This window comes from Enterobacter sp. CRENT-193 (assembly GCF_002787395.1).
Lineage (GTDB): Bacteria > Pseudomonadota > Gammaproteobacteria > Enterobacterales > Enterobacteriaceae > Enterobacter > Enterobacter hormaechei_C.
The window spans coordinates 3,366,160-3,391,282 of the sequence record NZ_CP024812.1; the positions used below are offsets into that span (position 1 = coordinate 3,366,160).

7 protein-coding genes are annotated in these 25,123 nt (G+C 58.5%); 3 read left to right on the forward strand and 4 right to left on the reverse strand.

Annotated features, from left to right (window positions below):
* The first annotated feature begins 118 nt into the window (after nucleotides 1–118).
* Together CU081_RS16785 and CU081_RS16790 are read left to right on the forward strand one after the other, a co-directional pair.
* Nucleotides 119–418 (forward strand): hypothetical protein, encoded by a 300-nt coding sequence (locus tag CU081_RS16785; protein ID WP_003857266.1) that lies wholly within the window; start codon nucleotides 119–121, stop codon nucleotides 416–418.
* Nucleotides 419–441: 23 nt separating this feature from the next.
* The gene (locus tag CU081_RS16790; RefSeq protein ID WP_044596271.1) at nucleotides 442–720 is read left to right on the forward strand and encodes a biofilm development regulator YmgB/AriR family protein; all 279 of its coding nucleotides are present in this window, start codon (nucleotides 442–444) and stop codon (nucleotides 718–720) included.
* 83 nt (nucleotides 721–803) lie between these two features.
* Here the strand turns inward: CU081_RS16790 and CU081_RS16795 are convergent, their stop codons facing one another.
* Entirely contained in the window at nucleotides 804–2,261 is a 1,458-nt protein-coding gene (locus CU081_RS16795; RefSeq protein WP_022651166.1) for an EAL domain-containing protein, read from the reverse strand.
* Between the two features lie 285 nt (nucleotides 2,262–2,546).
* Between CU081_RS16795 and CU081_RS16800 the strand changes: the two genes are divergently transcribed.
* Nucleotides 2,547–3,431, forward strand: a complete 885-nt coding sequence (locus tag CU081_RS16800; RefSeq protein WP_032634546.1) for a hypothetical protein — start codon at nucleotides 2,547–2,549, stop codon at nucleotides 3,429–3,431.
* A 33-nt stretch (nucleotides 3,432–3,464) separates the two neighbouring features.
* Here CU081_RS16800 and CU081_RS16805 read toward each other — a convergent pair whose 3' ends face one another.
* The 3 genes from CU081_RS16805 to CU081_RS16815 form a co-directional block, all read right to left on the reverse strand.
* Nucleotides 3,465–4,640 carry an HlyD family type I secretion periplasmic adaptor subunit gene (locus CU081_RS16805; RefSeq protein WP_022651165.1) on the reverse strand — a complete coding sequence of 392 codons (1,176 nt, stop codon included), beginning with the start codon at nucleotides 4,638–4,640 and terminating at the stop codon, nucleotides 3,465–3,467.
* The gene (locus tag CU081_RS16810) at nucleotides 4,637–6,802 is read right to left on the reverse strand and encodes a type I secretion system permease/ATPase (RefSeq protein ID WP_022651164.1); all 2,166 of its coding nucleotides are present in this window, start codon (nucleotides 6,800–6,802) and stop codon (nucleotides 4,637–4,639) included. The genes CU081_RS16805 and CU081_RS16810 overlap by 4 nt, the downstream gene beginning before the upstream one ends.
* Nucleotides 6,803–6,978: 176 nt before the next feature.
* On the reverse strand, nucleotides 6,979–25,032 hold the full coding sequence (locus tag CU081_RS16815) for an Ig-like domain-containing protein (protein WP_058647463.1): 18,054 nt from the start codon (nucleotides 25,030–25,032) through the stop codon (nucleotides 6,979–6,981).
* Nucleotides 25,033–25,123 lie beyond the last annotated feature (91 nt).

Consider the following 25,123-nt stretch of genomic DNA (forward strand, 5'->3'; position numbering starts at 1 on the left):
CCTGAACACTGTTTTTTAACTTACTAAGTTAGTCATGCTGAGTGAGAATAGAGCTTCTGAATGCGATGACTAACCCCATGCTACAGCCTGCCGCGTGTAGCAGAGTGAGATTGAAGGTATGCATAGAACTAAATTTGAACGACTTAAGGATGACCTTATCGGTGAGGCCGTATTATCCATACTGAAAGAGAACGGACCTATTACCTTTGTGTCTCTTGCTAATCGCCTGCGGGCGATGGCTAACGTTGAATCAAATGATGAACGTAAAAATGCATTGATTGCCGCTGAAGATGAAGTGCGCCAGCGTGTAACCGGCGTCTCGCACGACCGGGGAAGAGTGATGGGCAATTATGACATGGGTCGCATGCGATCTCTCTTTACTCACAACACGCTTTTGACCCCAGACAAGAAACACTAATTTTAACCGAAACGGTGACCACCATGAGTAAAGCGATTATGCAGCAGACGTATAATTTTGAAGCCTTGCACGATAAAGGACTGGCGGAACATTTTCTTAATGCAGGAAAACATCTCAGTGGTGAGGTTGAAGTGTTGGGCTCGGCAATACGCTGTATTATGCTGACCGGTGACAATCTCTCTAATAAAGAGATTATCCTGCAACTGATTCACGCCCTCGAAATTACCGAGGAGCCCGAAGCCTGCGATGTCATTCGAAATACGCTTGAAATTGTTGTCGGTTTTACGCGCGATGATATCTGATAACAGATTATTGCGCTGGTGAGTGACTGTTTTTGCTGGTGGTAGAAAAGTTTCTCTGTCGTACCACCAGCATAGTGAACCCATTAACTAAATAGCCGTACCATTCGATCAAGCTCTTCTTCTTTAACCGCCCGGGAAAGATAATATCCCTGAAAGCGTTTAACCCCTAACGCGACAAGTTTTTTAAATTTTTCTTCGCTATCGACGCCTTCCGCAACGCATTCCCTTCCCGTCATGTCGCTGTATATCTGTATCGCTTTAATAATGCTATAGTCATTGTCGTTAGCAACAAAGTGCTCAACTATATCGCGGTCAAGCTTCAATCCATCAACATTAATCTGTCGGATGGGTAACATAGCGTAATCTCTGGAAAAGCAATCATCCAGAAACAACCGACACCCCTCGGCGCGTAAACGCTGAAGAGTGACAGGAATATTTGGATCCTTTGTCACATCAATCGCTTCAGCTAATTCAAAGACAAGTTTCCCGGCCCACTGCGGCTTCAGTAACATCTCAACGGCTTTTTTCGCCATTCCCGGCAGCGCGTTTCCGGTAGCCAGTGGAGGCGGTATATTAACCGAAAAATAATATTTTCCATTGTATCTGTTGATACCTGACACGGCCGCGTGGATGACTAACGCCGTCAGCTTGAGCCATATTTCGCCATTTTTCACCCCACCCAGAAATTGGGCAGCCTTCAGAACCTGACCGTTTTTATGCCAGCGCAGCAGAATTTCAAAGCCTACTCCTTTTTTATCGCCATCGGTAATAATTTGATAAGCCGCAAAGATTTCCCGCTTATGTAACGCCTGCAAAATATCAATTTCCGCATCCGAAAACCCCTGCGGATTATTTTTTACTGCACAGACTTCATCTCTGAAAACACGTGCATCGCTAAACCACACCCTGATAAGATATAATTTATCCAACCCCACTTTTCTATGGGTATAAATGGTTTTATCTGACAACCCTAACCTCGCAGACTGCTCTTTTATCGAAATACCCCGATAAAAATTCAGCAATACGGTTAATTCGCGCTTTGTTAAACCATTCAGACTTTCTTTACCTTCTTTCTCGGGTCCATCACGCAATATGCGTGACGAATCGGTATGCACGTCATAAATGTTGTCTGCACAGTCCATTACGTCTGAAATATTCGCTATCCTGATCATCGATAACGATTTGGTATTATTAACGAGACTACACAACGTGGCATAAAGCCATCTCTCTGGTATTGCGCCATACAGCGTCACGCTACAAATAACCGGCAGCGCATTCAGCACCGATACCAACTGCTTCAGGCTTTCAAGAAAGGCAGCGACGTCGCGACCAAGAAAAACAGCAACTTCAGGTGGTTGATTTTGCATCATTTTCTGAACATCACCTGAGCAAACTTCATCCTCTTCAAAATGGAGCCGCGTGGCGTTTACGCCACGTGACTTCAGAAGCAGGCTATACCCCTCGAAGGTGAAACCGCAGGCTGAAATAACAAACCGTTGCTTGTAGCACGTACCTTGTATAAAAGGTAAATTTTGAGACATAACCTGCTCCTGAGAATGCAAATAGTATTCCCATCTGTAATTAAAGCCAATACTCTTTGTCGCATTGAATAATTTTACCGCACCCTGTTTGGTTAATAAACCGTTATCAATGTTATGCACAGGAACATTTTTGCGTTAATCAACCGACTCATCCATATGCATCATAAATATTACTTTCTTTTCATATAACGACAGTAAATATGCATTTCTCGAGGTATAATGAAAATTCCGAAAAAGAAGACCGGACACTTCATCTTATCGGCCCAGACAAAAAGAGAAAATGCTATGGATAATCACATCTCATCCAGGGCTTTGCTACATCGAAGGGATGTCATTAAAAACAACCCGCGATTTGGTGAAGCTATAACAGAACACTACAGAATTAATGATGCCATTTATAAAAAACAACCCTTGTTCTACAAAACGATGCTTCAGGAATCACGCTTCAACATAATACTGTCCATGTGTTGTTTTGTTTTTGGCAATCAGGCTGAGTCAGTTTCAGAGATTAAGGCGCTATGCACCCGTTATAATATCGCCAGCCCTAACAGTGTTATCGCGATCATTACCATACTTAAAACTACCGGGCGAATTAAGACCTGGCGCTGTAGTGAAGATCGCCGAAAAACAAAAATTGCGCCGACGGAAAAAGGACTCGATGAGCTTAAACGCTATATGTCCGGGGCGTTTACGCCTGTCAGCATTCTTTATCCGGCATTCAACATTAATGTTAACCTTCTGGACAATGACATTCTGAGGCACAACTTTTTCCGGCGCGCCGCAGAGTACCTTTTCCGCGGATTAACATTCAGGAAAGTGCTTCCGGAGGTGGGTTTATTTATTGATAAGGATGGTGGACGAATGATTATGCTCTATCTCTATTTGCAGGCCATTAAAAACAAAACAGCACACGGTGCCATAATAGCGTATTCAGCCAGCACGCTGGCAAAAGAATTTTTCGTCTCGCGTATTCACGTCAACCGCATTATCAAATCGGCGCAGGAGGCAGGTTATCTTAAAGATCGCGGCGATGGCCGGATGTCAATTTATCCGGCCTTTATCGAGCTTGTCGAAAATTATGCCGGATTATATTTTGCGTATGTCACACATTACATCAATGTGGTACCAAAAGAACGACGCCATGCTGTCAACATGACGCCTACACTCTGATCTGACGGGCGTTCGGTTTGCTGAACGCCTTTCTTACCGCTCGCGCAGCGCCTCTTTTGCCTTATTCAACGGTTTCAGCAGATAATCAATGACGGATTTACTGCCGGTTTTGATATCAACTGTGGCTATCATGCCCGGGAACACCGGGAACGCCTTGCCCTGCCTGTTGGTCAGATGGTTACTGTCTGTACGAATATAAACGCGATAATAATAAACATCCCGTTTCACCTCGTCCTGAAGGGTATCCGGGGAAATCATCGTCACCTCCCCTTCCAGCCCGCCGTAGATCGAGTAATCATAGGCGGTGATTTTCACCAGCGCTTTTTGCCCGGGATGGATAAACGCGACATCGCGCGGCGAGATTTTCGCTTCTATCACCATCTGGTCATCAAGCGGTACCAGGCTCATCAGTTTGCCGTTCGGCGGGATCACCCCGCCCACCGTCGTCACGTCAATATCCTTCACGATGCCACGCACCGGCGCATTAAACGTTAAGCGGGTGAGTGAATCTTCGCGTCCTTTCATGACCGAACGCTGCGCCTCTATTTCTGCGTTCGCTTTCGCCAGTTCTTCGCGGGCGCGAACGTAGTACTGGTTTTTCATCTCGGTGATTTTGCTCTCCAGCTCATTTTTTTGGCGTTCAAGGCGTAAGACTTCGACCTTACTGGCCGCCCCCTGCGTCACCAGCGGGCGCGTTAATGCCAGTTCACGCTGCACGAGATCCGCTCCCTGGCGTAAACCCGCCAGCCCTTTTTCAAGGCTTTCGCGACGTGACTGATAAAGCGCCGTTTCCTGTTTGACCAGCTCAACGTCGTCATCCAGCTCTGCCGGGAATGTCAGCCCGGTGTCGTTCACCTCAGCATTCAGACGCGCGGCCGTCGCCATTGCAGCGTTTAATCGAGACTCGCTCTCCAGCACGCTGGACTCGGTTTTCGTCCGGTCCAGTTGGGCAAGCTGTTGACCACGCTCGACGATGTCGCCTTCGCGCACCATCAGACTGTGAATAATCCCCCCTTCCAGGGACTGGATCACCTGCTCGTGGGAGGACGGGATCACCTTGCCACTGCCCGTCGTGACCTCATCCAGCTGGAACAGGCTGGCCCAGGTAATAAACACCACCAGCAGGGCAAACAGCGACCATGCCACCAGCGACGAACGCGGCAGGCGGGGCTCCTTCAGTCGGCTATTAAAGCGGGAGAAATCATTCATGCCACGCCCTCCGTTTTCAGTTTAACCGTACGCTGCGGCGCCTGCTGCGGGGCCATTCCGTGCTGGCGTAAAATGGCATCACGAGGGCCATCCATCACCACTTTGCCGTTTTCCAGGACGATGATGCGGTCAACCAGGTCCAGAATCGGCAGGCGATGCGTCGCCACCACCAGCGTCCGGCGCTTACCGAGCCACTGGTGCAGATGCTGGATAAACTGCTTCTCGCTGACCTCATCCAGCCAGGCGGTGGGTTCATCCAGCAGCAGAATATTCGGCGAGGTGATCAGCGCGCGCGCCAGCAGCAGCGCCTGACGTTGCCCGCCGGAAAGCCCCGTTCCGCCCTCGTTGATGATGGTGTTTAGCCCCATTTTCTGCTTGCGCACATACTCCAGCGCGCCGCTGTTGACCAGCGCCTGATGGATTTCCTCGTCTGTCGCCAGCGGATTACCCATCAGGATGTTGTCGCGTACGGAGCCGAAGAACAGCCGCGCCTGCTGGCTGAGCAACTGCATATCGCGGCGCACGTCGGCCGGGTCAAGATGATTGAGAGCAATATCGTCCAGCAAAATGCTGCCCTGCTGCGGCTCCTGCATTCCCGCGAGGAGGTGCAGCAAGGTGCTTTTCCCCGAACCATTCCGCCCGAGCACCGCCACGCGCTCCCCGGCGCGAATGCGTAGTTTGCTGATATTCAGCACGGTGAGCTTCTCTTCTTCGTCGTAATAAAACCCCACGTCGTCCAGCAGATAATCACCGCGCAGGTGGGCTTTATGCACCTTCTTTCCGTGCTGGGGATCGTCAATCGGGCGCTGCATCAGGTCATCCAGTCCCTTGCGGGCCACCTTTGCTGACTGCCAGCGGGAAAGCACGCCAGAAATTTGCGACAGCGGCGCAATGGTCCGGGACGCCAGAATCGAGGTGCCCACCAGCGCACCGGTGGTCATGTCACCGCTGATGACCAGGTAACACCCCACCAGCAGCACCACGGCGTAGACGATAGATTGCACCTCCTGGGTCCAGGTTAGCAGCAGCCCCGTCAGCCAGCGCTGCTTCATGCCGACGCTGGCGGCAACGTCATTGGTGTTATTCCACTGGTTCTGGAACCGCTGCTCAGCGCGCATCAGCTTGATGTCCTCAAGCCCCTGCACCGCTTCCACCAGCGTGGCGTTGCGAATCGCCGATTCACGCATCCCTTCGCTGGAGAGTTTCCCCAGCGGGCGCTGCACCAGCAGGCCGGGAATGAGCAGCAGCGGTACGGCCAGCAGCACCACCAGCACCAGCGGGCCGCCTATCATCCACAGGATGAAGACGAACAGCAGGAAGAACGGCAGATCGGAGATAGCGGCAATGGTGGTGGAGGTGATCAGCTCCCGCACCGATTCCAGCTCGCGGATCTGCGCGATAAACGATCCGGTTGATTTCGAGCGTGCGCCGTTTTTAATCCGCAGCGCGTGGGCAAAGACGCGTTCAGAGATGCGCAGATCGGCGCGCTTCCCCACCACGTCAGAAATGTGCACGCGCAGCATGCGCATGATGAATTCGAACACGATGGCAATCATCACGCCGCCAAACAGCACCCACAGCGTGGCTTCTGACTGCGACGGTACCACCCTGTCGTAGACCTGCATGGAGAAGACCATGCCGGAAAGCGCCAGCACGTTGGCGACCAGCGCCACCAGCATAATATCGCTGTAACGACGCCAGTCTTTCAGCGCCAGCTGCCAGAACCAGTTTTTCTCATAGGGTTTGATGTAATCATCCACGCGCGCATCCGGCGTGGACTCCAGGGGACGCAGCACCATCAGCCCCTTTAACCGCGAACCGAGCTCGTCCCGCGTCAGCGTTGTCTCCAGGCCGCCGTCGCCGCTAAACTGCACGCTGACGTTCCCATCGTTGTCCATACGGTTGATGACCGCAATTTGCCCGCCGGTAAACTCCGCCAGCAGCGGTAAACGCCACGGATCGAGCGATAGGGCTTCCGCCGCCACCCAACGCATCCCCAGGCCAAGCTGGCGCGCCATCTCCTCCAGCACCAGCTGGCGTGGCGACTGGCTTTCATGGTTAATCGTGACCCGAACATGCTCCGCCGAAAAATCCAGCCGATAATATTTCGCGATGATGAGCATGCCCTGCAACCAGGGTTCGTACTGTGGATGTGTCTTCATAATGCTACGTCCTGTTCAGGGCGATGATTTCGCACTGAAATGATACCTTTCCGGGATGATTAGAAATCGAACACTGTCTAAACGAGCCCGCAAAATAATCTTGTGAAATATAGGGTTATGGCTATTCGTGTAAAGAAACGCAAAAAGCCGCGAGGATCGCTCCCCGCGGCAGTGTTTTACGCAATTAACAGCTGGTGGTTCGCCAGCAGCGTCGCCAGATCTGTCTGCACCCCGTTCAGCGTCACCAGCGTGGTGGGCGAGAACTGACCGCCGGTGCCGTCCAGGTCAACCTGGATCTCGGTGTTGCTGCCGTTCTGCACCACGCGGATGTAGTCGGCGATGTTGCCCGCGCTGCTGTCCAGCGTCGCCACGCCGTTGACGTAGCTCGCCGAGCCGGTGCCGGTATAACCGCTGTCAGAAAGCAGGTCGCGCAGGTCGATACGGTCCGTATCCGCCGTCCCTTCCCAGGTGCCGACGGTAAAGCCGTTCACCACATCGCTGCCGTTGCCGCCCGTCGCGTCAGACGCGTTGATCAGCTTATAGAGCAACGTATCGTGACCGCCGCTGCCGATGTTGAAGGTGTCGTTCCCGCCCCGGCCTTCGAACTGGTTATCACCGCTGTTGCCGGTGATCACGTCGTCATAGTCGGAGCCGTTGATGCCTTCAATATTCACCAGTGTCGCGGTATCGAATCCGGTACTCTGCGCCGTAGAGCGTCCTAAATCGACGGTGACGCCGGAAGTGGCGTTGCGATAATCCACGACATCCATGCCGCCCGTACTGCTCCACGTGTCGTGTTCAGAGGTCGTCGTCCAGCCACCGGAACCGTTGTAGGTATACGTCCCTGCTTCAGCGATAAAGGTATCGTTGTAGCCGGTTCCTGTCAGGGTGCCCTGGTGACCGCCCGTAGCAGCTTCAGCCGTCAGGGCGTAACTTTCTTTACCGTCTCCTGCCGTCAGCCCGTCCCAGGTTACGTTACTCGAAACACCGTTAACGGCACGAACCAGCACCGCGTGATACGTCTCGCTGGGATCCAGGCCGTAAAAACTGATGAGCGACGAGGAATCGTTAATGCCAATCCCGGACTGGGCATTGATGATTTCACTGGCGACCAGCTGGCCTGCCGCGTTGTACAGCTGGACAGTGTTGCCAAAGAAGGCGTTAATCCCTTCGCTGTCGACAATCTTCAGATGCAAGGCCGTACCTGGTGCGACCGTATTGGTATTCCGCTCCAGTAAAACCGTACCGTTTTGACGGAAAATGAGCAGATCCTGTGCGCCATCCCAGTCGTAATCAAGCAGAGCCGCGCCGGATACCTGAGTTGACGTAGCGGTACTGAATTTCGAAGCAGTAAAGCTTGCAGTACCTGCCAGTCCATCATTGGTGTAAAGATAAGACTGCCCGCTATTCGCCAGCTTGATGATGTCCATGTGACCGTCGAGGTTCCAGTCCACCGCCACGCTGACGTTACCCACAAACTTATCCGTGGTCGCCGTTCCAACCGCGGTGCCGGCCAGAAGGTTGCCGCTACCGTCGTTCAGCATTAACACCCCGCCCTGACTGGTTCCGCTGGAGGTACGGGACATGCTCATATACAGGTCCATGTAACCATCACCGTTAAAGTCGGCCCAGGTCATACTCACGGCATTGGACGCTGCGGCGGAACCATAGCCGCTGTACATGGTATTGGTGAAGTTTTGCCCCCACGTAAATGAGCCATTGCCCTGGTTAAACATGGTCGACAGGGCATAGTTGTTGCCCCCGTTGGTCGTATGCTGGGCAATATCCACTTTCCCGTCGTTGTTCAAATCCACACCGGACGTTTCAATCAGACTGTTGTAGTTACCTACCGTTGATCCCGATACGAAACTGGAGTACGTACCGGACTTCGAACTGCCCGTCAGCGTGCCGTTGTTATTGAGCATGACGGTGCTGGAATCAGGCCCGCCAGCATCGCCGATGACAAAGTCAGTGTAACCATCGCCCTTGATGTCAATGGCGACCACCGCGCCATACCACACCGCAGCCCCCATATTGGTCAGCGTACTGGAGGTGTATGTACCGTCTCCATTGTTAATCAGCTGCACCATGTACGAGTAACTTGTCCCTTCCGCCAGCACGTCAGCCAGCCCGTCGCGGTTGATATCCGCGTAAGTACCGGTTGTGTAACTCCCCGTCATTGAGAAATTGCCTGAAACGGTGTAAGCGTTACGGCTACTGGTATTGGCGGATGCGAATTGCTGGTTGGCCATAATCGTCCACAGCCCATCCGAATCCAGCATATAGCTGGCAGAATAGGAGTAGTTCGCGGCGGTAAATGACCAGGCCGGCGTCAATGATTCTTCACTCCCTACAATCAGGCTACCGGTAGTCAACCCAGCGGTATTGCCGTTGCCGGCGCTGCTTTTCACCTGTGCCGTAACATCATAATTCTTCACGCTCAGCGCATCGCCGTCAGGGAGCTGCAAATACCATGTGTTGTTATCCGGATCGACCACGACCGCACCGCCAGTCTCTGAGGTGTAGGTTTTATCGTTCACGGTGATAACCACGTACTCGCCGTTGGTCAGTCCCGCCGATACAAGTCCACTCAGAATCGGGGTGCTATCTGTCGTCGTCTGAGGGTTAATGGTCACGGTGGTGGTCGGGATGCTCGTATCCACTTTCAGCACGAAATCATCTGAGTCGGTGAAGTTACCTGCCAGATCGGTCACACGCAGCATATAGACGTGATTACCGTCATTCAGACCACTGTCCTGGAAATACCAGCTGGCGGCGCCGTTCATCGTCACCTGTCCCAGCAGCACACCGTCACGATACAGTTGCACGATCTCGCCACTGTCCGGCGCACGGTTAAGCGTCCCGTTAATCACTGGAGAGTTGTCATCTGTTGCCACCGAAGCGCCGAAGCTGCCCTGACGTTCGCCTTCCCCGTCGGTATAGCTGACCACCGTTCCCACCGTATCAGGCGGCGTGGTATCAACCGTTACCACCTGCGAAGAGGTTGAGCCGACGTTGCCCGCCAGGTCGATGATCCGCACCTGGTAGTTGTAATCCCCGTCCGTCAGATCGCGGGTGTCCGTATAGCTCCAGCGCTGGTTAGTGACGGTAGCGTCAATCCAGGTATTGCCGCCGTCGAGGCTAATCTGTACGCGCTCGTCGCTGGCCAGCGCGCTGCCCAACGAACCGTTGATTGTCAGCGAGGTGTCCATGGTGATGAAATCACTTCCGGACTGCCCGGTATCTTCGCTGATGCTGTCAATGGTGATGCCGTACTGCGGCGCCTGGGTATCCACCGTCACGTCCTGCGTGGTGGTGGCCCCGACGTTGCCCGCCTGATCGACAACCCGCACCTGATAGCGGTAGTCGCCGTCGGCCAGGGTGCGCGCGTCGGTATAGCGCCACTGGGTACCGCTTACCGTGGCGTAAACCCAGGTGGAGCCGCCATCCATGCTCACCTGCACATACTCACCCGCCCCGAGTTCGGCCCCGAGCGTCCCGTTGAGCGTGTACGAGGTCGAACTGGTCAGGAAGTCATTGTTATCGAAACCGGTATCGACGGTGATGTTATCCACGGTCACCGTAATCGCCGCATCCGGCGCGACCGTATCGACCGTCACCTGCTGATGAGCGCTAGCACCCACGTTGCCCGCCGCATCCACTACGCGAACGTAGTAGTCATAGGTCTGGTTACCCAGCGTGCGGCCGTCCACGTAGTACCAGCTGTTGCCGGTGACGATCACGTTCTGCCAGGTGACGCCGCCGTCGATGCTGATCTGGGCATATTCGCCGTCGGCCAGCGTCGCGCCGAGTGAGCCGTGCAGGGTCAGGGACGTGTCGCGAGTGATAAAGTCGCTGCTGCTCAGGCCGGTATCGTCGCTGATGCTGTCGATAGCGATCGTTTTGCTGGCGTCCGGCGCGACGGTATCAATGGTCACCACCTGGCTGGTGGTGGCGCTGATATTCCCCGCCTCGTCAATCACGCGCAGCTGGTAGTTGTAATCCCCGTCGGTCAGCGTACGGCCATCAATATACGTCCAGCTCAGGCCGCTAACGCTCACGTCAGTCCAGGTCGCGCCACCGTCCAGGCTGATCTGGGCGTGGTCGCCGTTGCCCAGGGCCGCGCCGAGCGTACCTTTCAGGCTGATCTGGTTGTCGCTGGTAATGAAGTCGCTGTCGGACAGGCCGGTATCCTGCGAGACGGAATCCACGGTAATGGTCGCCGCCGCAGGCTTCGTCAGATCGATTACCACGTCCTGGCTGTCCGTTGCCCCAACGTTGCCCGCGTTATCAATCACGCGTACCTGGTACTGATACGTACCGTCCGTCAGGGTGCGACCATCAGTGTAGCGCCAGGTGGTGCCGGTGACGGTCAGGTCGATCCAGGTGACGCCGCCGTCAAGGCTGATCTGCGCCTTCTCGTTATTGCCGAGCTGCGCGGTCAGGGAACCATTCACCACCACCTGGCTGTCGTTGGTGATGAAGTCATTCGCGCTGAGGCCGGTATCGTTTTGCAGGGAATCAATGCTGATCCCCATCGACGGTGCGGTGAGATCCACGGTTACGGTGTGGTTATCGCTGACGCTGTTGCCGATGGCGTTGCTCACCTGCGCGTTAATCACGTACGAACCGCCGTCCGCCAGCGCGGTCACGTCTGCGCTGCCGACCGTATAGCTCCAGGTGCCGTCATTTTGAACGGTAGCCGTGTAGGTTTTACCGTTAAGCGTAATTGTCACCGTCTGGCCCGCTGGCGCATCGGTGGTGCCGCTGATAACCAGTGGCGTGCCATGTTCGGCGGCATTTACGATATCGTCCTGCGCAAAGGTGTTAATGGCGATGGTCGGCACGTCGCCGTTAAGCGTCACGTCGTGCGTTGCGCTGCCCGGGTTACCTGCCTTATCGCTCACCGTAGCCGTAATGGTGTAATCCCCGTCGCTCAGGCCAAGGAAATCACGCCCCGGCACGAAGACCGACCAGGAGCCATTCGCCCCGACGGTCGCCTGATAGCTGTGGCCGTTGAAGGAGACGGTCACCGTCTGGCCCTGTTCCGCGGTGGTGGTCCCGCTGATGGTCTGCCCCGCCAGCTGCTCGGCGTTGTTGACGATATCGTCATCGGCCACGGTGCTAATGGTGACGGCTGGCGCGATGGTATCGACCGTTAAGGTATGCGTCGTCTGGCCGCTGTTACCGGCTTTATCGTTGACCGAAGCGGTGACCGTCAGCGCGCCCTGGCTCAGGGCGGCCAGGTCGGCTGCCGGCACGTCGAGCGTCCAGGTGCCGTCGCTGCCGACAAGCGCAGTGTAGGTTTTTCCTCCCAGCGTCACGGTAACGGTCTGACCCGCCTCCGCGCTGGAAGATCCGTGCACGGTCAGCGGCTGCTGCGCTTCCGCCGCATTCAGCACATCGTCGCCCGACAACGTGTTCACGCTAATCACCGGCGCGGTGGTGTCCACGCTGATGGTGTGCGTCGCCGAGGCGCTGTTCCCGGCGCTGTCCTGCGCCGAAACAGAAACCTGGTAGCTCGCGCCGTCGGCCAGGGTGCCCACGTCGGCGGCCGGTACGGTGGTTGTCCAGGAGCCATCGCTCTGGATAGTGGCCGTATAGCTCTTACCATTCAGGTTGATAGTGACCTGCGTACCGCTGGCGAACTGCGCGCTGGAGCCGTTGATGACCAGCGACGCGCCCGCTTCTGCCGCATTGATCACGTCATCACCGCTGAGGGTGTTGACGGTCAGCGCGACCGATGCGGTATTTACCACCACGTCGTGGGTCTGGGTGCTGCTGTTACCCGCACTGTCGGTGATAGTCGCGCTAAGGGTCACGGTGCCGTCGGTCAGCGCGGAAATCACGCTGGCCGGAACGCCCACGCTCCATTTGCCGCTGGCGTCAACGGTGGTGGTGTACTGGTTCGAACCGATGGTGATGACCACCTTATCGCCGACGCTGGCGCCGGTTGCGGTGCCGCTGACGATCTGCGCCTGCCCGTGCTCCACGCTGTTGATGACGTCATCTCCCGCCACAACGTTAAAGCTGACGGTCGGCGGCGTGGTATCAAACGTAATCGCTTTCCCCGCGCTGCCCGGATTACCCGCGGCGTCACTCACGCTGGCCTGCACGGTGTAACCGTTATCCGCCAGTGCGGAAAGGTCTGTGCCCGGCACGTTCACGCTCCAGACGCCGCCCTGCTGAACCTGTGCGGTGTAGCTGTTTCCGCCCAGCGTCACGGTGACCGTCTGACCGACTTCAGCCGTGGTGGTGCCGGAAATGGCCACGCCCGCAGCCGCTTCGCTGCCGTTGATCACGTTGTCGCCGGCTACCGTGTCAATCGTCACGGTTGGCGCTGTGGCATCCACGCTGTACTCCCGGCCCGCAGACGCGCTGTTGCCGTGCGCGTTGGTGACGCTCACCTGCACGCTGGCGTCACCGTCCTTCAGGCCCGCGAGATCGGCGGAAGGCACGGTGGCCGTCCAGTTACCGTCAGCATCCACCTTCGCGGTGTACGTCTTGCCGCCGAAGGTAACGGTAACGGTCTGGTTTTCCTCCACGTTCGAGGTGCTGCCGGAGAGCACCAGATCCACGCCTTTCTCCGCCGCGTTAATCACGTTGTCGGTGGCAATCGCATCAATGCTGATAGCCACCGCCGCCAGATCGACGATCACGTCATGGCTGATGGAGACCGGGTTGCCCGCCGTGCTCTGGCCCGCTACGGTGACGGTCATCGTGCCTGCGGCCAGAGCGCCCACGTCTGCCGCCGGGATCGCCGCGGTCCAGGAGCCGTCTGCCAGTACCGACGCGGCATAGGTCTTGCCATTCACGGTCACGGTGAGCGTTGTGCCTGCCGCCAGCCCGTCACTGGTGCCGGAGACGATCAGGTTTTGACCATGCTCAATGCTGTTGATCACGTCATCGCCCGCCACGGTATTCACGCGCAGCCCCGGCAGGCTGGCGTCGATGGTGACATCGCGCTCGCCCGTTCCCGTGTTGCCGTGGCCGTTGGTCACAGTCGCAGACACCGTCAGGTCGCCGTTGCCCAGCGCCGTCAGGACGGATTCCGGCACGTTCACGGACCAGGTCAGATCGCTCTGCACTGTCGCGGTGTACGTGTTGCCGCCAATGGTCACGGTGACGGTATTGCCCGCCTCCGCGTTCGCTACCTTGCCGCTGAGGGTCTGACCCGCGGCCACTTCCGCCGCGTTGATGACGTTATCGCCCGCAATGGTGTTGATGGTGACGGTTGGCAGCGCGGTATCTACCAGCAGGTTCGCGGTGTTGCTCACGCTGTTGCCCACGCCGTTGGTGGCCGTCGCGTTCAGGGTGTAACTGGCCTGACCGAGACCGGTCAGATCCGCTGCCGGAATGGTCAGGCTCCAGGTGCCGTCTGCCGCCGTCGTGGCCGTGTAGTTTTTGCCGTTGAGGGTCACGGCCACCACGGTGCCTTCTCCCAGGTTGGCGCTGGTGCCGCTGACGCGCAGATCCTGACCCTTCTCTACCGCGTTCAGCACATTATCATCGCTGATGGCGTTGAAGCTGACCGATGGCAGACCGGTATCGACGGTCACATTATGCGTGCCGCTGCCGGTGTTGCCCGCCGCGTCGGTGACTGACACAGAGACGGTCACGGTTCCGTCGCTGAGGCCTGAAATCACATTTGCCGGGACACCCACGCTCCAGTTACCCGCCGCGTCCAGCACGGTGGTATAAGTCTGGCCGCCGATCGTGACGGTGACCTTATCGCCCGCCGCCGCGCCGGTGGCGGAGCCGCTGATAATCTGCGCCTGATTGTGTTCAGCCACGTTAATCACGTCGTCGCCTGCCACGGTGTGGATGGTCACTGCCGGAACGGTGACGTCCACCGTAAGGTTGTGGTCCGCCGACGCCGGGTTACCCGCCTTGTCGCTCACGCTCGCGGTCACGGTGACGCTGCCGTCGCTTAATCCTGCCAGATCCGCCGCCGGAACGTTCAGCGTCCAGCTGCCGTTCGCGCTGACGGTTGTGGTGTAATCTTTGCCGTTCAGCGATACGGTCACCGTCTGGCCCGCTTCGGCGGTGCTGGTGCCGGAGATTGCCAGGTCGGACTGCGCTTCTGAGGCGTTGAGGATATCGTCGGTGGCAATGGTGTTGATGGTCACGGACGGCGCGGTAGCATCCACGCTGTACTCACGGCCCGCCGAGGCGCTGTTGCCGTTCACATTGGTGACGCTCACCTGTACGCTGGCGTCACCATCCTTCAGGCCAGCCAGATCCGCTGACGGCACGGTGTAAGTCCAGTTGCCGCTGTCGTCCACGGTGGTGGTGTAGATCCTGCCGTTCAGACTAATGGTCACGGTCTGCCCGGCTTCCACGTTGGTGGTCACACCGGACAGCACCAGATCCGCGCCCTTCTCCGCCGCGTTAATCACGTCGTCGGTGGCAAGCGCATTGATGCTGATGGCAACGGTAGCCAGATCAACGGTCACGTCGTGGCTGATGATGATCGGATTACCCGCCGCGCTGTCACCGGTAACGCTGATTTTCACGGTGCCTTCCGGCCACGCGCTCACGTCGGTGGACGGGATCGCCGCGCGCCAGGTGCCGTCTGCCAGCACCGTTGGCGCGTAATCTTTACCGTTGACGGTAACCGTCAGCGCCGTGCCCGGCGCCAGCCCGTCGCTGGTGCCTGAAACAATCAGGTTCTGCGCGTGCTCGATGGTGTTGACCACGTCGTCACCCGCCACGGTATCGACGCGCAGCCCCGGCAGGTTAGCGTCGATAGCGATCTCGCGTTCGCCGGTGCCGGTGTTGCCGTGGCCGTTGGTGACGGTCGCGGTTACGCTCAGGCTGCCGTTGCCGAGTGCGGTCAGCACGTCAGACGGCACGTTGACGGACCAGGACAGATTATTCTGCACCGTTGCGGTGTAGCTGTGGCCGCCGATAGCGACGGTCACGGTGTTGCCCGCTTCGGCATTCGCCACGGTGCCGCTCAGGGTCTGACCCGCGGCCACTTCCGCCGCGTTGATGACGTTGTCGCCCGCCACGGTGTTGATGGTGACGGTTGGCAGCGCGGTGTCGACAAGCAGGTTCGCAGAATTGCTCACGCTGTTGCCCACGCCGTTGGTGGCCGTCGCGTTCAGGGTGTAACTGGCCTGACCGAGACCGGCCAGATCCGCAGCCGGAACCGTCAGGCTCCAGGTGCCGTCTGCCGCAGTTGTCGCCGTGTAGTTTTTACCGTTCAGGGTCACGGTGACCTGGGTGCCTTCCGCCAGGTTGGCGCTGGTGCCGCTGACGCTCAGATCCTGGCCTTTTTCAACGGCGTTCAGGACGTTGTCATCACTGATGGCGTTGAAGCTGACCGATGGCAGACCGGTATCGACGGTCACATTATGCGTGCCGCTGCCGGTATTGCCCGCCGCGTCGGTGACTGACACAGAGACGGTCACGGTGCCGTCGCTGAGGCCTGAAATCACATTCGCCGGAACGCCCACGCTCCAGTTACCCGCCGCATCCAGCACGGTGGTATAAGTCTGGCCGCCGATCGTGACGGTGACCTTATCGCCCGCCGCCGCGCCGGTGGCGGAGCCGCTGATAATCTGCGCCTGATTGTGTTCAGCCACGTTAATCACGTCGTCGCCTGCCACGGTGTGGATGGTCACCGCAGGTACGGTGACGTCCACCGTCAGGGCGTGGTCAACCGACGCCGGGTTACCCGCCTTGTCGCTCACGCTCGCGGTTACGGTGACGCTGCCGTCGGTTAATCCTGCAAGGTCAGCTGCCGGCACGTTCAGCGTCCAGCTGCCGTTCGCGCTGACGGTTGTGGTGTAATCTTTGCCGTTCAGCGATACGGTCACCGTCTGGCCTGCTTCGGCGGTGCTGGTGCCGGAGATTGCAAGGTCGGACTGTGCTTCTGAGGCGTTGAGGATATCGTCGGTGGCAATCGTGTTGATGGTCACGGACGGCGCGGTAGCATCCACGCTGTACTCGCGGCCCGCAGACGCGCTGTTGCCGTTCACGTTGGTGACGCTCACCTGCACGCTGGCGTCACCGTCCTTCAGGCCAGCCAGATCCGCAGACGGCACCGTGGCGGTCCATTTACCCTCAGCGTCCACCGTGGCAGTGTAGCTCTTGCCGCCGAAGGTGATGGTGACGGTTTGATTTTCCTCTACATTCGCGGTGGTGCCGGAGAGCACCAGATCCGCACCCCTCTCGGCGGCGTTGATCACGTCATCGGAAGCGATGGCGTCAATGCTGATCGCGACGTTTGCCAGATCCACGGTCACATCATGGTTGATAGTCACCGGATTGCCCGCGCTGCTCTGGCCTTCAACGTTCACGGTGACCGTGCCTGCGGCAAGGGCACTCACGTCCGCAGAAGGGATCGCCGCGCTCCAGGTGCCGTCTGCCAGCACCGTGGCTGCATAGGTTTTACCGTTTACGGTGACGGTCAGCGCTGTGCCCGCCGTCAGGCCGTCGCTTGAACCCGTGATAATCAGATTCTGCCCGTGTTCGATGCTGTTAATCACGTCATCGCCCGCTACGGTGTCCACGCGCAGGCCCGGCAGATTCGCGTCGATAGTGATATCGCGCTCTCCGCTGCCGCTGTTGCCCACGCCGTTCGTGACGCTGGCGGTCACGGTCAGATCGCCATTGCCCAGCGCGGTGAGCACAGATTCCGGTACGCTGACGGACCAGGTCAGATCGCTCTGCACCGTTGCGGTGTAGTTATGGCCGCCAACAGACACAGTCACGGTGTTGCCCGCTTCGGCATTCACCACTGTGCCGCTAATGGTCTGGCCGGTTGCCAGCTCCGCCGCGTTGATCACGTCGTCGCCCGCCACGGTGTTAATGATGACGCCAGGCAGCACGGATTCCACGTTCACGGTGTGCGAGGTGCTGGTGCTGTTGCCGACGCTGTCCGTTGCGGAGGCCGACACGGTGTAAAGCGCTTCACCCAGTTGCCCCACCTCGCTCGCCGGAACGGTTGTGGTCCATTGGCCATTGGTATCCACCGTGGCGCTGTACGCTTTGCCGTTGAGCATCACGGTGACCACCGCGCCCGCGGCCAGCCCGGAAGCCGTACCTGTGATGGTCAGATCCTGCGTTTTCTCACTGCTGTTGATCACATCGTCGCCGGACACGGTGTCAATGGTCAGCACCGGCGCAGTGAGGTTGACTTCAACCTCGTGCGTTGTGCTGTTGCTGTTTCCGGCTTTATCGGTCAGCGCCGCGGTGATCGTGTGATCCCCGGCGGTCAGGGCACTCACGTCCGCCGCAGGCACGCCCACGCTCCACCTGCCGGAAGCGTCCAGGGTCGCGGTGTAATCTTTGTTATTGATGGTGACGGTCACCACGTCGCCCGCCGCCGCACCGGTCACGGAACCGGTGACAATTAGCGCCTGCGCATGCTCGGCGCTGTTGATCACGTCGTCGTCGGAAACGGTGTTAATGGTCAGCTGTGGCACCGTAGTATCCACCAGCACATCGCGGTCCGCCAAGGCCGGGTTACCCGCCTTATCCGCGACGGCTGCCGTGATGGTGTAACTGCCGTCGGTAATCGCGCCGATATCCGCAGACGGTACGGTGACGCTCCAGCTGCCGTTCGCCTGTACGGTGGTGGTGTAGTCCACGCCGTTCAGCGTCACGGTGACGGTCTGGCCCGCTTCGGCGTTGGAGACACCGTTAACGACCAGATCCTGCTGCGCTTCGGCCGCGTTGATGATGTTGTTGTCGCTGACGATCTCGATGGACACCGTCGGCGCGGTGGCGTCCACGCTGTACTCGCGGCCCGCCGAGGCGCTGTTGCCGTTCACGTTGGTGACGCTGACCTGCACGCTGGCGTCGCCGTCTTTCAGGCTACCTAAATCGGCAGACGGTACGGTCGCCGTCCAGTGGCCGCTGGCATCCACCGTCGCGCTATAGGTCTTACCGCCGAAAGTGATGGTAACGGTCTGGTTTTCTTCCACGTTGGTGGTGGCACCCGACAGCACCAGATCTGCGCCTTTTTCTGCCGCATTGATTACGTCGTCGGTAGCGATAGCGTCAATGCTGATAGCAACCGTCGCCAGGTCGACCTTCACGTCGTGGCTGATAGAAACCGGGTTGCCCGCTGCGCTCTGGCCTTCAACGGTCACGGTGACGGTGCCTTCGCTCAGCGCGCCGACGTCTGCTGCCGGAACGGCGGCCGTCCAGGTACCGTCTGCCAGTACGGTGGCCGCGTAGGTTTTACCGTTAACGGTCACCGTCAATGCTGAACCCGCTGCCAGACCGTCGCTGGAGCCGGTGATAATCATGTTTTGTCCGTGTTCGATGCTGTTGATCACGTCGTCACCCGCCACCTTATTGACCCGCAGGCCAGGCAGGTTGGCATCAATCGTGATGTCGCGCTCGCCGGAGCCGGTATTACCGTGGCCGTTAGTGACGCTGGCGGACACGGTCAGGTCGCCGTTGCCGATGGCGGTTAACACGTCAGACGCGACGTTAACCGACCAGCTTAAATCGTCCTGCACGGTTGTCGTGTAGGTATTGCCACCCACCGAAATTGTGACAGTGTCACCACTCGCGGCACCGCTCACTTTCCCGCTCAGGGTTTGTCCGGAAGCCACTTCCGCCGCGTTAATGACGTCGTCGGTGGCAACCGCATTAATGGTGACCTGCGGCAGCGCGCTGTCGACCAGCACGCTATGGCTGGTGTTCGCACTATTACCCGCAGTATCGGTCACGCTGGCCGTCACGCTATAGCTCGCTTCGCCCAATGCCGAGACATTTGCCGCCGGAACGGTGACGCTCCAGTTACCGCTGGCATCGGTGGTGGCGGCGTAACTGATACCGTTCAGGGTTACGGTGATGCGGGTCCCGTCCGGCTGGTTGCTGGTACCGGAGATCAACAGGTCCTGGCCTTTCTCGGTCGCGTTGATCACGTCGTCAACCGCCAGGGTATTGATGGCAATCACCGGCGCGGTCAGGGAGACGTCAAACGCGTGCGTCGCGCTGGTGCTGTTGCCCGCTTTATCGGTGACCGTGGCGGAGATCGTCTGATCGCCGTTAGCCAGCGCGCCCACGTCTGCCGCCGGAACGCCCACGCTCCAGCTTCCGGCACCGTCCAGCATCGCTGTGTAGTCTTTGCCGTTCAGGGTCAAGGTAATCACATCGCCCGCCTGCGCGCCCGTCACCTTGCCGGTGACAATCAGCGCCTGGCCGTGCTCGGCAATATTAACAATGTCGTCGCCCGCCACAATGTCGAAGGTAATCTGCGGCACGGTAGTGTCGACCAGCACGGACGCCCCTGCACTGGCCGGGTTGCCCGCTTTATCGGACACAGTCACCGTGACCGCCGCGCTGCCGTCGGCGATGCCTGCCATATCCGCCGCCGGTACGTCCAGCGTCCAGCTGCCGTTTGCCTGCACCTGGGCGGTGTACTGATTGCCGTTGAAGGCCACGGTGACCGTCTGGCCTGCTTCGGCAGTAGACGTCCCGCTCAGGGTCAGATCCTGCGCCGCCTCTGCCGCATTCAGCATGTTGTCGCCGCTGATGGTGTTGATGGTGACCGCTGGCGCGGCGGTAGCGACGCTGAATGCCTGCGAGGAAGAGGCCGCATTGCCGTTCACGTTGGTTACGCTGACCTGTACGCTGGCGTCGCCGTCCTTCAGGCCGCTCAGATCGGCAGCCGGTACGGTGCAGGTCCAGTCGCCGTTGGAATCGACCGTCGTGGTCCAGGTTTTACCCGCAAAGATAATGGTAACGGTCTGGCCCGCTTCAACGTTCGAGGAGGAGCCGGACAGCACCAGATCCTGGCCTTTTTCTGCCGCGTTCAGCACGTTGTCGTCCGTCACGCTGTTAATGCTTATCGCCACCGGGGCGAGATCGACATCCACCACGGTGCCGATGTTCACCGGGTTGCCGGAGGTATCCTGCGCGCTGGCGCTGATGGTGAGCGACCCGTCCGCCCACCGGGAGACGTCTGCGGCCGGAACCGCAGCCTGCCATGTGCCGTCCGCCAGTACCGATGCGGAATAACTCTTGCCGTTGATGCTCACGGTGACGGTGCTACCCGCCGCCAGGTCGGTGCTGGTGCCGGAGATAACCAGGTTCTGCGCGTGTTCAATTATGTTAATGACGTCGTCACCGGCGACGGTATCAATGCGCAGGCCGGGCAGCTCGGCGTCAATGGTGACATCCAGGGAAGACGATCCGGTATTGCCGTGCGCGTTCGTCACGCTGGCCGACACGGTCAGGTCGCCGTTGCCGAGCGCGGTTAACTGACTCTGGGTTAACGGCAGGCTCCAGGTGAGATCGTCCTGTACGGTAGCCGTGTATGTCTGCCCGCCGAGGATAATCGTGACGGTATCACCCGATGCCGCGTTAGAAACCTTTCCGGTCAGGGTTTGCCCTGCGGCCACTTCCGCCGCGTTGACGATATTGTCGCCCGCAAAGTTGTTGAGGGTAACAACCGGCAGCGAGCTGTCCACCAGCACATCGTGCGTGGCAGCGGCGCTATTGCCCACATTATCGGTGACGCTCGCCGTTACGGTGTAATTGGCTTCACCCAGCGCGCTCACCGCAGAGGCGGGTACGGTAACGCTCCAGTTGCCGCTGGCGTCGGTGGTGGCGGAGTAGTTGATACCGTTCAGATTAACAGTGATGGTGGTTCCTTCCGGCTGGTTGCTGGTACCGGAAAGCAGCAGATCTTCGCCCTTCTCTGCCGCATTGATCACGTCATCCGCTGCCAGCGTGTTAATACCGATAACGGGCGTCACAGTATTGACCACCACATCCACTGAACTGCTGCCGGTGTTGCCGGACCGATCGGTCACGGAGACGTTAATAGTCCAGGTGCCGTCCGTCAGCCCCTGAATGACGGACGCAGGCAGGCCGAGACTCCAGTTTCCTGCCGCATCCACCACGGTGGTGTAGTCCACGTTATTGATGGTGATGGTGACCAAATCGCCCGCCGCCGCGCCGGTGACGGAGCCGCTCAGGATCTGCGCCTGAGCATGGGCCAGCTGGTTAACGGTGTTGGTGTCGGTGACGAAATCGTTGATGGTCACCTGCGGTACGGTAGCATCCACCAGCCCAACGCGGTCCGCGCTGCTGCTGTTGCCCGCCACGTCACTGACGGTGGCCGTCACGGTGACATTGCCATCGGTCAGCGCGCCCACGTCGGCGGCAGGCACGTTCAGCTGCCAGCGACCGTCCGCCTGTACCGTGGTCTGGTAAGATTTACCGTTCAGCGTCACGGTGACCGTCTGGCCCGTTTCAGCGGTTGTGCTGCCGCTGAGCACCAGATCCTGCTGCGCTTCTGCCGCATTAATGATGTTGTCGTCGGTCAGGTTATCAAGCGTAATGGCTGGCGGCTGCGTATCGACGATCACCACGCGTGAGGCGTCCGCGCTGTTGCCGTTGACGTTAGTCACGCTGACGCTCACCTGCGCACGCCCGTCGATCAGCGTTTCCATCGCGCTCGCCGGAACGGTCAGGTGCCAGGAGCCGTCCTGCTGCACCTGTGCAGTAAAGGTTTGATCCGCGAATTTCACCACCACGGTCTGCCCGGCCTCCACGCCCTGCGTCTGACCAGAAAGCGTGACATCCGCGCCTTTTTCTGCCGCGTTGAGCATATCGTCAGTGGTTACGGTATCGATGGTGACAGCCACCGCATTCAGGTCAAGCTCGATCGGGTGTTCAGCCGCCACGGTGTTGCCCCAGGCATCTTCCGCGCTGACGCTGACGGTGATGCCTCCCGCCGTCCATGCCTGAAGGTCCGCCGCCGGCACGCCAATCTGCCAGCTGCCGCTGGCGTTAACCGTGGTGACGTATTCGACATTATTGATGGTAACGGTGATCTGTGTGCCTTCGGCCAGATGAGTGCTGGAGCCGGTGACGGCCAGATCCTGCTGCTGCTCGATGGCGTTAATCACGTCATCGCCAGAGATCGTGTTCACGCGCAGGCCCGGCAGTTCGGCGTTGATGTTGATATCACGTTCGCCGGTGCCGGTATTGCCGTGCGCATTGGTGACAGAGGCGCTGAAGGTTAAATCGCCGTCGCCAAACGCCTGGAGGTCGGCCGATGGGATCGTCACGCTCCATTTCAGGTCGCTGCCAACCGTCGCGGTGTAGCTCTTGCCGCCCACGGTGACAGAAACGGTATCGCCCGCCGCCGCGCCGGTGACGCGTCCACTGAGGGTTTGGTCAACCGCCGCTTCGGCGTTATTGACCAGGTTATCCCCGGCAAAGGTGTTGACGATCACCTGCGGCAGCACGGTGTCTACCAGCAGATTCGCCTCGGCGGAGCCGCTGTTACCCACGCTGTCGGTGCCGCTGACGCTGACGGTGTAAAGGGTATTCGCCAGATCCAGCACGTCGGAGACCGGCACCTGAACGGACCAGCGACCGTTCTCAACGGTGGTCTGATAGTTAACGTTGTTCAGCGTCACGGTGACAGCGCTGCCGTTCGGCAGATTACTGGTCCCGCTCAGGCTCAGGGGCTGCATGGCCTCCTGCGCATTCAGGACGTTATCCTGGCTGATGGGATCAAGGGTAAATTCCGGCGGGTTGCCGCTCAGCGTAATGCCGTGCGTCGCGCTGCCGGTGTTGCCCGCCGCATCGGTCACGGCAACCGAAATGCTGTGGCTACCTTCCCCCAGCGCGCCAATGACGGAGGCAGGCACGCCGACGCTCCAGGTGCCGTCCGCCTGAACGACACCGGTAAAGGTCTTGCCGCCAACGGTCACGGTGACAACGTCGCCCTCCGCCGCGCCGTTCGCCTGGCCGGAAATAATCTGCGCCTGCCCCTGCTCGCTGGTGTTCAGAATGTCGTCGCCCGCGACGGTGTTGATAGTGACCACTGGCGCTGCGGTATCGACCGTGAAATCGGCGGTGATGGAGGACCCATTACCCGCTTTGTCGCTGACGTTTACCGTCAGGGTGTGCTCGCCGTTAGCCAGCGTCTGTACTTCACTGGCCGGAAGCGTAACGAACCAGCTGCCGTCGCTGCCCACGGTCGCCGTGTGATTTTTGCCGTTCAGCGTGACCGTCACAATCTGGCCCGCTTCCGCATCGGTTTTCCCCGTCAGCGTCAGCGGCTGATTATGTTCAGCCGCGTTGATGATGTTGTCCTGGGCGATCGTGTCGACAGAGATCACTGGCGAGGCGGTATCCACGCCAATCGTCTGGCTGCCGGACACGGTGTTGCCCGCCGCGTCTTTTCCGCTGACGTTGACCGTCCAGGTACCATCGCCCAGCGCCTGTGCGTCGGCAGCAGGGACCTTCACGCTCCATGCGCCGTTTGCCCCCACTTCTGCGGTATAGGTTTTACCGTTGAGCGTGACGGTAAGCGCCGTTCCCTGCGCCAGGTTTTTGCTGGTGCCGGACAGCGTAAAGCCAGCGGCCTGCTCGCTGGCGTTGATCACGTTATCGCCCGCCGTGGCGGCGAGCGTCACGCTGGTATCCGCTGTAGAAACGGTTACGGTAATACTGCCCGCAGAGGTCGTTTTACTGCCGTCGATCTGTACGACGGACCAGGTATGTTCCCCGTCCGCCTGGGTCGGGAGTGTTACCGTCCAGGTGCCGTCCTTCGCGACCATGGTGCTGGCGATGGTGCTGCCGCTGCCGTCTTTAACCTGAATGGTCGCGCCCGGCTGCCCGGTACCGCTGAAGGTGGGGGTGTTATCATCCGTGACCTCTTTTGCACTCAGCACGCCCTGCTTGTCACCCGCGTTGTCCGCCAGCAAAAATGTCGGCGTAGCGCTTTCGACTTCTTTCGTATTATCAATAACCTTCGTTTTGGTTTCGCCATCGCCGCCGTGAGCCAGCAGTGCGCCGATCGCACCGCCCCCTAACGCCGCACCGGCAATCCAGCCCCACGGCGCATCGCTTAATACGCTTCCCTGCTCCAGGAAAGGTTCAATGCTGCTAATGGGTGCAGCCTGGGCGGTTAATTCGGTGGCGGCAACGCCTGATGCTTCGCCGGCATCGGCAAATGAAATATGCGTCAACGCCTGGTTATCGTTAAATACCAGTTCGGAATGATTATGGGTTTCCGTGTCTTCGACAAAATAATTATTGCAGCGGATCACGCTGCCATCTTTCATATAAATGAGGAGGTCATTCCCCTGGCGGACATAACGCACCACGTCCTGAGCAGAACCCTGAATTTCAATCACGCTCGGTGAGGAAATAGAGACCGAGAGATTCCCTTCACCGGTTAATTTCGTCTTCTCTGCCGTTTTGCGAATGATGACATCAACAACTTTTGCGGTACTCATATTCTTCTCCTTGCAGGTGCGCGTATTCCTGTGGATATGTCCACCAGAGGGATGTAGCTATCCTTGGGAAAAATCACCCATTATTGTCTGA